6 protein-coding genes and 4 pseudogenes are annotated in these 13,101 nt (G+C 64.1%); 5 read left to right on the top strand and 5 right to left on the bottom strand.

Annotated elements, in window-relative coordinates; translation table 11 throughout:
- Positions 1-15 precede the first annotated feature (15 nt).
- The gene (locus SHTP_RS05995) at positions 16-1,830 is read left to right on the top strand and encodes a PE family protein (RefSeq protein ID WP_096370059.1); all 1,815 of its coding nucleotides are present in this window, start codon (positions 16-18) and stop codon (positions 1,828-1,830) included.
- An 11-nt stretch (positions 1,831-1,841) separates the two neighbouring features.
- On the opposite strand, the gene SHTP_RS06000 is transcribed toward SHTP_RS05995, so the two are convergent.
- Positions 1,842-2,486, bottom strand: coding sequence for a nitroreductase family protein (locus tag SHTP_RS06000; protein ID WP_096370060.1), 645 nt, complete (start codon positions 2,484-2,486; stop codon positions 1,842-1,844).
- A gap of 184 nt (positions 2,487-2,670) precedes the next feature.
- Here SHTP_RS06000 and SHTP_RS06005 point away from each other — a divergent pair, with 184 nt between their 5' ends.
- Complete coding sequence (locus SHTP_RS06005) at positions 2,671-3,873, top strand: ISAs1-like element IS2404/ISMul1 family transposase (protein ID WP_420872950.1); 1,203 nt, start codon at positions 2,671-2,673, stop codon at positions 3,871-3,873.
- Positions 3,874-3,902: 29 nt separating this feature from the next.
- Positions 3,903-4,142, top strand: a pseudogene (locus tag SHTP_RS06010) (DUF6955 family protein); the annotation flags it as partial.
- A gap of 163 nt (positions 4,143-4,305) precedes the next feature.
- On the opposite strand, the gene SHTP_RS06015 reads toward SHTP_RS06010, so the two are convergent.
- The 4 genes and pseudogenes from SHTP_RS06015 to SHTP_RS06030 all read right to left on the bottom strand — a co-directional run.
- Positions 4,306-5,718 carry an MFS transporter gene (locus tag SHTP_RS06015; RefSeq protein WP_172900510.1) on the bottom strand — a complete coding sequence of 471 codons (1,413 nt, stop codon included), beginning with the start codon at positions 5,716-5,718 and terminating at the stop codon, positions 4,306-4,308.
- 954 nt (positions 5,719-6,672) lie between these two features.
- A pseudogene (locus tag SHTP_RS06020) lies at positions 6,673-7,966 on the bottom strand (PPE domain-containing protein).
- Between the two features lie 30 nt (positions 7,967-7,996).
- Positions 7,997-9,199: an ISAs1-like element IS2404/ISMul1 family transposase gene (locus tag SHTP_RS06025; protein ID WP_420872951.1), complete on the bottom strand. Its 1,203-nt coding sequence runs from the start codon at positions 9,197-9,199 to the stop codon at positions 7,997-7,999.
- Positions 9,200-10,125: 926 nt separating this feature from the next.
- A pseudogene (locus SHTP_RS06030) lies at positions 10,126-10,425 on the bottom strand (MFS transporter); the annotation flags it as partial.
- A gap of 279 nt (positions 10,426-10,704) precedes the next feature.
- On the opposite strand from SHTP_RS06030, the pseudogene SHTP_RS06035 reads away from it, so the two are divergent.
- Positions 10,705-11,904, top strand: a pseudogene (locus SHTP_RS06035) (ISAs1 family transposase); the annotation flags it as partial.
- Between the two features lie 322 nt (positions 11,905-12,226).
- Positions 12,227-13,099, top strand: a complete 873-nt coding sequence (locus tag SHTP_RS06040) for a phytoene desaturase family protein (RefSeq protein WP_231991300.1) — start codon at positions 12,227-12,229, stop codon at positions 13,097-13,099.
- Positions 13,100-13,101: the final 2 nt, after the last annotated feature.

A 13,101-nucleotide genomic window follows, 5' to 3' on the forward strand; every position in this document is an offset into this window, starting at 1 on the left:
CCCGAAAGGACAGCAATGTCGTCAATAGCGGTATTCCCCGAGGCGGTATCGGCTGCGGCGGCTGACGTAGCAAACATCGGCCGGGCGCTGAGCGCGGCAAATGCGGCCGCAACGGTTCCCACCACCAACCTGCTGGCCGCCGGCACCGACGAGATATCGACGGCGGTGGCATCCCTGTTCTCCGGCCACGGCCAGGCCTATCAACGGCTCGCCAACCAGCTGATGGCCTTTCACGACCAATTCGCCCAAGCGCTCACCGCCGGCGCGAGCGCCTACACCGGCGCCGAGGCAACCAACGCCTCACCCCTGCAGACCGTGGAACAAAACGCCCTGGGCCTGATCAACGCGCCCACCCAAACCTTGCTCGGCCGCCCCCTGATCGGTGACGGCGCCGCCGGCACCGCCACCAACCCCAACGGCGGCGCCGGCGGCCTGCTCTACGGCAACGGCGGTGCCGGCTTCAACAACGGCGCCACCGCCGGAGCCGCCGGCGGCAACGGCGGCAACGCCGGACTGATCGGCAACGGCGGGGCCGGCGGCAACGGCGGTGGCGGCGCGGCCGGGGGAACCGGCGGCAACGGCGGCTGGCTCTACGGAAGCGGCGGTGGCGGCGGCACCGGAGGCAACGCCCTGGTCGCCGGCGGCACCGGAGGCAACGGCGGCGCCGGCGGCGCCGCCGGACTATGGGGCAACGGCGGCGCCGGTGGACACGGCGGCAGCGGCCTAGCCGGCAACAGCGGCGTCAACCCCACCCCCACCCATGACACGGCCCTCAACGGCGCCGACGGCGACAGCAACATCTACGACGCCGCCACCAACACCGTCTCCGCGACCCCGGGCACCGACGGCACTCCCGGCGGAGCCGGTGTCACCGGTGGAAATGGCGGGGCCGACGGCTCCGCCTCCCAACCCGTCACCAGCCTTACCGCGACCGCCAGTGACGGCGGCAACGGCGCGCAAGGCGGCCAGGGCGGTGCCGACGGTGGCACCAGTGGTGTCGCCGGCGTCGCCGCCTCCTACAACGGTGTCGCCATCGGGGGCAACGGAGGCAACGGCGGCACCGGCGGCACCGGTACGGACGGCCTAGCCGGCAGCGGGGGCGGTTCTGGTGGCGCGGGAGGACGCGGCGGCTGGCTGATCGGCAGCGGCGGTGCCGGTGGCGCCGGCGGTGCCGGTGGTGCCGGTGGCGCCGGCGGTGCCGGTGGTGCCGGTGGTGCCGGTGCCATCGGTGGCGACGGCGGACCCGCCGGCTTTACCGGCTCCAACAACGACAGCGCGGCCTCCACCTTGTACGGGGCCCACGGCGGCACCGGCGGTGATGGCGGTGCCGGCGGCACCGGTGGGCATGGCGGAGCCGGCGGTGACGGTGACGGTGGCGCCGGCGGCGTCGGCGGCGACGGCGGATGGTTGATCGGCGACGGCGGTGCTGGCGGACAGGGCGGTGTCGGCGGCATGGGCGGCACCGGTGGCGCGGGGGGTTCCGGCGTCGCCGGCGCCCATGGCGGCAACGCCACGAGCGCGGTAGCGGCATTCGGTGGCGATGGCGGGGCGGGCGGCGATGCCGGTCATGGCGGCACGGGTGGCGACGGCGGCAACGGCGGCCAGGGAGCCAGCGGTGGCCGCGGCGGGCTACTGAGCGGCGCACAGGGCGTCACCGGAACCGCCGGTGACGGCGGTACCGGCGGTGACGGCGGTCTGCATGGCGCCTTAGGCGCGGGCGGCGATCCGGGCACCGGTGGCGGTCAAGGGTCTGATGGCAACCGCGGTGCCGACGGCCTCGGGGGCCCCGCCTTCGACGGCGCCCGCGGCGCCGACGGCAACCCGGGCTGACGCGGCGCCGACTACCAGCTGTTCCAGTGCGTCAGGCGGTCGGCGGGCAGCCGCTTGGCCGGGCGGAAGTCGGTGCCTTTGGTGTAGGCGATCGGGAACAGCCCGCCCTGGCTGTAGTCGTCGTAGGGGATGCCAAGGACGTCGGCTACCTGCCGCTCACCGTCGGCCAGCAGATGCAGTGTTGTCCAGCATGAGCCCAATCCGCGGGACCGTAGCGCCAGACAAAAGCTCCAGACCGCCGGAAACAGCGAGGCCCAGAAGGACACTCCGCCCAACGGCGATTTGTCTTCCCGGCCCTGGATGCACGGGATCATCAGGACCGGCGCCTCATGCATGTGCTCGGCGAGGTAGGTCGCGGAGTCCCTGACCTTGCCCATCCGCTCACCCCGAGTGTCACCCTCGGCGTACTCGGGTGCCGGCATGCTCAGGTAGCTGAGGGCCCGGGCCAGGTAGACGTCGGCGATCGCCTTCTTCTTGTCCGCATCTTCGACAAACACCCACTGCCAACCCTGCGAGTTGGAACCGGTGGGCGCCTGCAGCGCCAGATCGAGGCATTCCATCAACACTTCGCGCGACACCGGCTTGTCGAAATCGAGTCGCTTGCGGACCGAGCGGGTCGTGGTCAGGACTTCGTCGACGGACAGGTTGAGGGTCATGTCGCGGAGATTACCCCCCTATATTCAGCTTCATGGGTATTCAGGGCTCCGGCGTTGTTGATTAGCAGGCTTGTGGGCTGGGTTGATGATCTTTGGTGCCGCGCTATTGGGGCCGGAGTGTAGGCACGGGCTATCTGGAGAACGATCGAGTTGGTTACTGTTCGTCGTTGGTCTGGAGTTGCCCGTGCCTATCGTTTCAGTATTGCCTGTGTCGTCGGTTCCAGAGGTGTTCGACCGCTGGAGTCCTGGTGAGCGCAGCGAGCTCATCGGATCGGAGTTTCTCGATGTGTTGGCCTCGGTGCCAGACCCGAGGGACCCACGCGGTCGGAGGTATTCGCTGATGGCTTTGTTGGCGATCGCGGTTCTGGCCACTGCCGCGGGGATGCGCGGCTATGCTGGTTTTGCCACATGGGCGGCCACCGCTCCCGATGATGTGTTGGCCCAATTAGGGGTCCGGTTCCGGCGGCCCAGTGAGAAGACCTTCCGCGCTGTTTTGTCTCGGCTAGACCCCGCCGACCTCAACGCCAGGATGGGCAGTTACTTCACTGCACACGTGGCCAGCAGCGACCCCAGTGGATTGGTGCCGATCGCGTTGGACGGCAAGATGCTGCGTGGTGCTTTACGCGCCAAAGCGACAGCCACGCATCTCGTGTCGGTGTTCGCCCACCGTGCCCGATTGGTGCTCGGTCAACTCGCTGTCGCCGAGAAAAGCAATGAAATTCCCTGCGTACGTGCCCTGCTCACGCTGCTGCCGGGTAGCTTGCGGTGGCTGGTCACCGTGGATGCGATGCATACCCAGGTCGTCACCGCGAAGTTGATCTGCGCCACCTTGAAGTCGCACTACCTGATGATCGTCAAGTCCAACCAAGCCAAAATACTTGTGCGTATCACCGCGCTGCCCTGGGCCGAGGTGCCCGCAGCCGCTACCGACGACTCCCGCGGCCACGGCCGTGTCGAGACCCGCACCCTGCAAATCATCACCGCTGCACGAGGAATCGGCTTCCCCTACGCAAAACAAATCATCCGGATCACTCGTGAACGCTTGATCACCGCCACCGACCAGCGCAGCGTGGAGGTGGTCTATGCCATCTGCAGCCTGCCGTTCGAGCACGCCCGCCCTACCGCGATCATGACCTGGATGCGTCAACACTGGGGAATCGAGAACAGCCTGCACTGGATACGCGACGTCACCTTCGACGAAGACCGTCAAAGGGCACATACCGGAAACGGCGCACAGGTCCTAGCAACGCTACGCAACACCGCGATCAATCTGCACCGCCTCAACGGCGCCGACAACATCGCCGAAGCCTGCCGGATCACCGCTTTGACCGCCAACCGCCGCCTAGACCTCCTCAATCCACAATTCCCCAGCCCACAAGCCTGCTAATCAACAACGCCGGAGCCCTGCTAGAGTAGGCGGGGATGGCGCAATTGGCCGAGGAAGCATTTGCCGGCATGAAACTCCTGGCGATCTCCACCACGGAAGAGCAAAAAGATCTCATCCTGCAGCGGTATGGGTCGGCCAAGTACGACTCTGCGACCACCCGCTCTATCGAGTTGCCGCCAAAGCAGGCCAAGGACAAGTTGCTAAACCTGTCGATCACCATGCGGTCGACGGGTTCTGACGTCACGGGGCGCTTCCTCGAGGAGGCATAGCCTCCCACAGCCCCGTCGCCGGGTAACGCCGCGGCCCCGCCTCCATCTGGGGGCGGGGCCGCGGCCGTTACCGACGATCAGCGGACCAGACCCGCTGAATCAAGCGGTCTTGCAAACGAGTGGCCACCACATCATTGATCCAAACCGGTTCGGACGCGGGCTTTTACGTGACGGGAACCTCAGCCGCGGCCGGCAGTAGCGCAGCGGCTGGCAACAACACCCCGCGCGGACGCGCATACCGAACCCAGGTCAGTGCTGCGGCGGCGATGTAGCACAGCAAGAAGATCCAGAACGCGGGTGTCTCCGTGCCCGTACTCACGTAGGACTGGCGCAACACCAGGTTGATCGCCATTGCCCCCAGCGCCCCGAGGGAGCCGGCGAATCCGATCAGCGCACCCGACATCACGCGCTCCCAGTGGCGGCGTTGAGCCCCGTCGAGATTCATCGAACGACTGCGCTTCCGAAACACCGAGGGGATCAACTTGAAGACCGACCCCTTACCGACGCCGCAGAAGATGAACAGCGCGATGAAGCCACAGATGTAGCCGATCATTGTGGTGCCCGTCACCTGGCCGTTGGGGCCACGGGTGAGATCGTCGTGGGTGCTGACCGCGACCAGGAATCCGCCGGCCACGATCATCGCCGCCAACGCCGCGAAGGTGACACGACCACCTCCTACCCGGTCCCCCAGCCTGCCGCCGAAGATGCGCGACAACGACCCGAGCAGCGGCCCGATGAACGCGATCTCTGCGGCATGCAGCGAGGCTTGCGCATGGGATTCTCCAGCGGCAGCGAAGTTGTGCTGAAGCACCTGGCCGAAAGCGAACGCGAAACCCAAGAACGAACCCGAACAGCACAAATAGAGCAGCGCGATGCCCCATGAATCGGGTACCTTGAGTACCGAGCGGACGTGGGCTAACTCGATGACGTGGGTCAGATTGTCCATGAACAGCGCCGCACCCAGTCCGGCGATGGCAAGCAGTACCAGGTAGACCGCACACACCAGATACGGAGCTTCGTGCCCGGCGGTGGCCAAGACCACAAGGCCCACCGCCTGAATGGCCGCCGACCCCAGGTTGGATAAGCCACCGGTAAGCCCCAAGGCGAACCCCTTCAGACGCTGAGGGTAGAACGCTTCAGCGTGCGATAGCGAGGCGGCATAGTTGCCACCCCCCAGGCCGGTAAGCGCCGCACACACCAGATACGGCCACAACGGCAGACCCGGGTTGGCCAGTAGCACTACCGCCCCGATGGTGGGGATGAACAACACGGCTGACGAGAACACAGCCCAGCTGCGGCCACCGAATCTCGTGGTTGCCATCGCATAGGGAATACGCGCCAGCGCTCCGACCAACGTGGCTGTGGCGCCCAGCAGCAGCTTGTCCCCGGTCGAGAAACCGTAGACCGACTGCGGCATGAACAGCATCATGACCGACCACAGATACCAGATCGAGAAGCCCACATGTGCGGTCACGTTGGCCCAGATGAGATTTCGCCTAGCGATGACACTATTGCCGGCATTCCAGGCCGATACGTCCTCAGGATCCCAATCTGCGATGCGATGGGTAGGCGCCATGCGGTAGTTACCTTTCACAGACGACGTCGGGTGAATCATCGAATCACTACTAGTTGCCCGGGAGTCCAACGCAGGGCGTATCGGGGAGTCGGTCTCTTCATCGAAAACCGCTGGAGTTGTTGCCATTTCGCCACCACACCGGGCTTGCCCGCACACAGCGCGTGGAGATGTACCGACACGAGGGCTGTTCTTGGACCGCCGGATGCCGCTTCGGGCGCGTCCAAGCATACCGGGCCGTCGCCGCGGGGAGTCCCGCCGATGATCCGGCCGCGCCCGAGGCCGGCCTAAACAACCCGTCAGCACATGTTGACGAAAACTGTAAGAACACTTGCCATCCTCCGCGTTACATGTGGCCCGCATGTTTGGCAAGCCGAATATTGATCTGTTCCGCAGGGACCGTTGACCGTCGATAATCGACGCGCGGTTATGGCGAGCCCCACCGCCATCTTGGGTCGAAAAAAGATTGCTAGCTGGTCCAACTAGTCAAACCGAATTCGGGGCGCTCAGCAACTCGATACGGCGCATGCACAGGAGATTTCCAGCAGACTGGATCGGTACATCCAGCGACCGTATGCACCCGCTCACACCCTGATTCTCCGAGAGGCCGCCGGGCCAATTCATGGCCAGATATGATTGACCTCCCAGCCCGAGTTCTGTTCTCCTGCACGAGTCCGGATTCCAACGCCGGCGTGCCAGACTCCGGGGCCGGAAGCACGACACAAGCCCACGACGTAGCGCGAGAAGATGTCCAAGGCGCCCAGACGTAGATGGTAGCTCCACTTCGCTGAGCCAAGTAGTTCCGTATGTCACACGACCACAACGCAATCGGGGCTCCGGTCGGCAGATTCCGAAATAACTGGCCGGGTGGACGGCTTGAGCGCGGCGCTCCTCGGCCGGGGCCAGGTCGGTGAACCACGGGTTGGCATCGCCATTAGGGCAGGACCAGCCGTTGGTTTAGCTGGGGCCCCAGGTGGTGGGCAGCATCGGCAGTTGTGGGTCTCCGCCGTGATGGCTGGGTTCGAGAACCGCTATCCCGGCTGGGGATTGAAGAGACTCCGTAGGGGAGGTTCCCGCGAAGCCCAGTGTCCGCACCTGGTGTTCACCGAACATCGCCGCAGCTACCGGGCTTAGCGATGCGGCAGCTGGCGCCGATGTCAGCAGGGTTTCCGGCATGGTGCCCGACGGTCGATTGCCCGTCGGTTCCATTGCAGAAGGCTGATTCGCCGACGAGGCTGTCGCGGTATGTGCAGCAACGGGGGCGGCACTCGCTGTTGCCAGTCCCGCGTTGGCGGGCCCGGTGGGCAAAGTTGCTGGCTGCGCGTACAAGCTTGGCAGCAATGGGAGGTTTCGGGCGATATCAGTATCGAACGCAGCCGATAAGCCGCGCTCAGTGCCGGTCAACGCCACAGCCGTGGCAATCCCCGACGCAAGAAGCACCGCCGAAACCGGTGGCGCTAAAACCGCGGACAGTGCCGCTAAAACCGCGATCAAAGGAGAGAGCAGCACGGCAAGCGCGACGGACAACGCTATCAGCCAAGCCAGTATCTGAACCAAAATGGGAAAGGCTGCGAGAATGTCCAAGACAAGCGCAACCGGAAGCAGAAAGATTGCACCCACGGCCAGCAGGGCAAGCACCAGGGCCGGCAGAAATTGTCCCGCCAGAAGGAGGGCGAGAAGTTCGCCAGGAACTTGCAAGAGCAGCAGAATGCCATCCCAAAAAAGCGAGAGTATGCCGGGTTGGCCGGTCGCCGCCAGAGCGCTGGTTGTGCCGATCTGGGCTTTGAGTATGGGCGGGACTGGTGTGGTGTGGGGCATCGAGGCTAGTGTCGTGCCCGAGACGACGGATCCACATCTGCACGTAGTCGGCTTCGTTGACCGCGATGGGGATGGTGTTGAGCCCAAAGAAATTGGTCGCTAACAGCGCCGTGTGGGTGGTGTGGTTGATGGCCAGCTCCGCCAGTGTCGGCATCGCAGCCAGCGCACTGGTGTAGGCCCCGGCCGCCACCTCGTGCTCGGCCGCCGTCGCCGCGTAGTCGGCGCTGGTGGTGGTCAGCCACGCCAAATACGGCGCGTGCGCATCGACATAGCTCTGCGCGCTTGTGCCTTCCCACGCGGCGGCCGCTCCACCCAGCAAGGTGGTGAGCTCCTCTGCTACCGAGGCGTGTTCGGCAGAAAGTGCCGTCCATGCCGTCGCGGCCTCATACAATGGGCCGCGGCCCGGGCCCGCGCTCAACAACGCCGAATGCACCTCCGGCGACCAGGGCTCCGGCGTTGTTGATTAGCAGGCTTGTGAGCTGGGGAATTGTGGATTGAGGAGGTGTAGGCGGCGGTTGGCGGTCAAAGCGGTGATCCGGCAGGCTTCGGCGATGTTGTCGGCGCCGTTGAGGCGGTGCAGATTGATCGCGGTGTTGCGTAGCGTTGCTAGGACCTGTGCGCCGTTTCCGGTATGCGCCCTTTGACGGTCTTCGTCGAAGGTGACGTCGCGTATCCAGTGCAGGCTGTTCTCGATTCCCCAGTGTTGACGCATCCAGGTCATGATCGCGGTAGGGCGGGCGTGCTCGAACGGCAGGCTGCAGATGGCATAGACCACCTCCACGCTGCGCTGGTCGGTGGCGGTGATCAAGCGTTCACGAGTGATCCGGATGATTTGTTTTGCGTAGGGGAAGCCGATTCCTCGTGCAGCGGTGATGATTTGCAGGGTGCGGGTCTCGACACGGCCGTGGCCGCGGGAGTCGTCGGTAGCGGCTGCGGGCACCTCGGCCCAGGGCAGCGCGGTGATACGCGCAAGTATTTTGGCTTGGTTGGACTTGACGATCATCAGGTAGTGCGACTTCAAGGTGGCGCAGATCAACTTCGCGGTGACGACCTGGGTATGCATCGCATCCACGGTGACCAGCCACCGCAAGCTACCCGGCAGCAGCGTGAGCAGGGCACGTACGCAGGGAATTTCATTGCTTTTCTCGGCGACAGCGAGTTGACCGAGCACCAATCGGGCACGGTGGGCGAACACCGACACGAGATGCTTGGCTGTCGCTTTGGCGCGTAAAGCACCACGCAGCATCTTGCCGTCCAACGCGATCGGCACCAATCCGCTGGGGTCGTTGCTGGCCACGTGTGCAGTGAAGTAACTGCCCATCCTGGCGTTGAGGTCGGCGGGGTCTAGCCGAGACAAAACAGCGCGGAAGGTCTTCTCACTGGGCCGCCGGAACCGGACCCCTAATTGGGCCAACACATCATCGGGAGCGGTGGCCGCCCATGTGGCAAAACCAGCATAGCCGCGCATCCCCGCGGCAGTGGCCAGAACCGCGATCGCCAACAAAGCCATCAGCGAATACCTCCGACCGCGTGGGTCCCTCGGGTCTGGCACCGAGGCCAACACATCGAGAAACTCCGATCCGATGAGCTCGCTGCGCTCACCAGGACTCCAGCGGTCGAACACCTCTGGAACCGACGACACAGGCAATACTGAAACGGTAGGCACGGGCAACTCCAGACCAACGACGAACAGTAACCAACTCGATCGTTCTCCAGATAGCCCGTGCCTACACTCCGGCCCCAATAGCGCGGCACCAAAGATCATCAACCCAGCTCACAAGCCTGCTAATCAACAACGCCGGAGCCCTGCTCCGGCGGCGAAGCCATCCAAACAGACGCCGTCATCAAAGCCCTCCTGGAACTACTCGTCGTCGCATTTCTACACCCAACGCAGGACCCGTGATTCGGTCCAGCAACGCCGCAGAGACCATTTACTCAAGCGATACGCGCCCTGCCTCCGCATCTACATCGGCTGGTGCTCAAATGATCGTCGCCGTCGACCCCTAACCGATCGGCCGGCACGGCCGGCGACATCATTCTCATTGCGTCCAGCTTGACCAGCGCCATCAATTCCTGTGCTTTGCAACGTTATTCATGTGCCGTTCGACACCACGCCAGGACCATCGGCGATACCAATCACCCGCGAAGCACCTCTCGCGCCTGCACCGACCAGCGTTGGCCCGAAAGCTTCACGACACTTCCAGCGTGGACGTTACCTATGCCATCCGAAGCCGGCGCAAGCCTTCCTGGGCAAACGCTATTCACTCATAGATTTTTCATAACGCCTGTATCACCCACGTCCGAGTGATCATGACCAAAAGCGAGTCTGGCGAGTCCCCGTTTACCGATTCCAGCCTACTTTTGAGGCGGCCGGATGTAGACCATCCCGGTCCTATTCGCACAGAAGTGTTGTAAGCCTTGGGAAACCAACTCCGGTCCGTTGTACCGAGGACACCCGGCCCACTTGCATGCAGAGACGACCTTGACCTACAGACTCGATATCGCCGATTCAGCCGTAGCAGTGGCTAACGGTAGGTAGAACACGGCGGCCGTTGCTGCGACCGACGGCGCCTACGGTGGCACGAGCACCGACAACGACCCGATGAACGCGATCTCTGCGGCATGCAGCGAGGCTTGCGCATGGGATTCTCCCGCGGCAGCGAAGTTGTGCCCAAGCACCTCGCCGAAAGCGAACGCGATACCCAAGAACGAACCCGAACAGCACAAATAGAGCAGCGCGATGCCCCACGAATCGGACACCTCGAGTACCGAGCGGACGTGGGCTACCTCGATGACGTGGGTCAGGTTGTCCATGAACAGCGCCGCACCCAGTCCGGCGATGGCAAGCAGTACCAGGTAGACCGCACACACCAGATACGGAGCTTCGTGCCCGACCCGCTCACGCCCGGATTCCAAAGCCGCCGTGCCAGACTCCGGGGCCCGAAGCGCCGGCGGCCTGCCTGGGCGAACTGGTGCAATCTGCTGGAAATCTCCTGTGCATAGCAATCTTCGAGTTGTCGGGCACCAGCAGGGCTCCGGCGTTGTTGATTAGCAGGCTTGTGAGCTGGGTTGATGATCTTTGGTGCCGCGCTATTGGGGCCGGAGTGTAGGCACGGGCTATCTGGAGAACGATCGAGTTGGTTACTGTTCGTCGTTGGTCTGGAGTTGCTCGTGCCTACCGTTTCAGTATTGCCTGTGTCGTCGGTTCCAGAGGTGTTCGACCGCTGGAGTCCTGGTGAGCGCAGCGAGCTCATCGGATCGGAGTTTCTCGATGTGTTGGCCTCGGTGCCAGACCCGAGGGACCCACGCGGTCGGAGGTATTCGCTGATGGCTTTGTTGGCGATCGCGGTTCTGGCCACTGCCGCGGGGATGCGCGGCTATGCTGGTTTTGCCACATGGGCGGCCACCGCTCCCGATGATGTGTTGGCCCAATTAGGGGTCCGGTTCCGGCGGCCCAGTGAGAAGACCTTCCGCGCTGTTTTGTCTCGGCTAGACCCCGCCGACCTCAACGCCAGGACGGGCAGTTACTTCACTGCACACGTGGCCAGCAGCGACCCCAGTGGATTGGTGCCGATCGCGTTGGACGGCAAGATGCGGCGTGGTGCTTTACGCGCCAAAGCGACAGCCAAGCATCTCGTGTCGGTGTTCGCCCACCGTGCCCGATTGGTGCTCGGTCAACTCGCTGTCGCCGAGAAAAGCAATGAAATTCCCTGCGTACGTGCCCTGCTCACGCTGCTGCCGGGTAGCTTGCGGTGGCTGGTCACCGTGGATGCGATGCATACCCAGGTCGTCACCGCGAAGTTGATCTGCGCCACCTTGAAGTCGCACTACCTGATGATCGTCAAGTCCAACCAAGCCAAAATACTTGCGCGTATCACCGCGCTGCCCTGGGCCGAGGTGCCCGCAGCCGCTACCGACGACTCCCGCGGCCACGGCCGTGTCGAGACCCGCACCCTGCAAATCATCACCGCTGCACGAGGAATCGGCTTCCCCTACGCAAAACAAATCATCCGGATCACTCGTGAACGCTTGATCACCGCCACCGACCAGCGCAGCGTGGAGGTGGTCTATGCCATCTGCAGCCTGCCGTTCGAGCACGCCCGCCCTACCGCGATCATGACCTGGATGCGTCAACACTGGGGAATCGAGAACAGCCTGCACTGGATACGCGACGTCACCTTCGACGAAGACCGTCAAAGGGCACATACCGGAAACGGCGCACAGGTCCTAGCAACGCTACGCAACACCGCGATCAATCTGCACCGCCTCAACGGCGCCGACAACATCGCCGAAGCCTGCCGGATCACCGCTTTGACCGCCAACCGCCGCCTAGACCTCCTCAATCCACAATTCCCCAGCTCACAAGCCTGCTACTCAACAACGCCGGAGCCCTGCCCGGCGGGCTGTGCGGGACGTTCACCCTGGACGGATATGAGTTCGTCACCGGTTGCAACGACTTCGGTGGAGGATTGGTCCGCCACCTCGAGGAGCTGGGCGTCGTCACGGAGTTCCGCACGCCCGCGGCGCGATTCCATCTCGGCGAACACCGCATTGAAATGCCGCCAACCCTGCCAACCCTGGCAACGGTGGCCCGGCGCCTGCCCGCGCTTTTCTCGGCATTCCGAACCGTACGCAAGGGCCCGGGCCAAACGCTTGGCCAACTGATCGACGGCGCAGTTCAAGACGGCTTCTGATGGCGGCCGCTGCTATCCCCGCGTATGCGCTGCTGCGTTCCCCCGATGACCTGACGGTCGAGCAGGTGGGCCAGGCCTACTCCAAACAACTCGGCTACCGCTACCAGAAGAGCTATACCCCGGTCGGCGGACCGGCCGCGATGATCGCGGCCATGGTCCAACGCTTCGAGGCGCTCGGAGGCGAGCTGTGGCTTGGTTGTCACAGCACGCAAGTCGAGCGCGTCGGGGCCGAAAAGCGCGTTCATACCTCGGACGCCTTGGTCCCTGCGCGAGTCGTCCTATCCAGTGCCGGGCGTTGGAGCGAGTTCCCGAAAACCACCAAGGCCGGGATGGAGTTCGCGGTGCTGCTTTTTGCGGTTCGCAAAGGCTTTACCTATCCCCGGGGTTATCACACCATCGCCTGGCTGCAGCAGGACATCGGCGAAGAACTCCGCAAACTCGATGCCGGGCAACCCATTTCGCGGCCAAGCTTTCACATCTTTCGATCCGATCTGCCGCAACCGCGCGACCACTACACGATCAACGCCTTCATTTCACTACCACGGGGTGAGGGTGATCCATCCGCGCGGCGACGCCAGGACTTGTCCGCCCATGCCGTGGCAACGATCGACAAAGATCTGCCCGGATTCAAGGACGCGCTGATGTATCAGCGGTTCCTGAGCCCAGTCGAGTACGCGAGCCGACTCGGCCTGCACAGTGCGCCGAGCCCCTTTGTCCCGCCCACCGGCTTTGCCGGCCTACCCAGCTACGACGCGGCGCGCGACACCTATTTCATCGGTACCTCAGTCGGTCCCGCCGGCGAACACGCCGGCGCGGCGTGCCTGTCCGGAAAGATGGCGGCGGATCTGGCCATCAAGCAGTTGCGCCGATGAGG

Source organism: Mycobacterium ulcerans subsp. shinshuense (genome assembly GCF_002355775.1).
Lineage (GTDB): Bacteria > Actinomycetota > Actinomycetes > Mycobacteriales > Mycobacteriaceae > Mycobacterium > Mycobacterium marinum.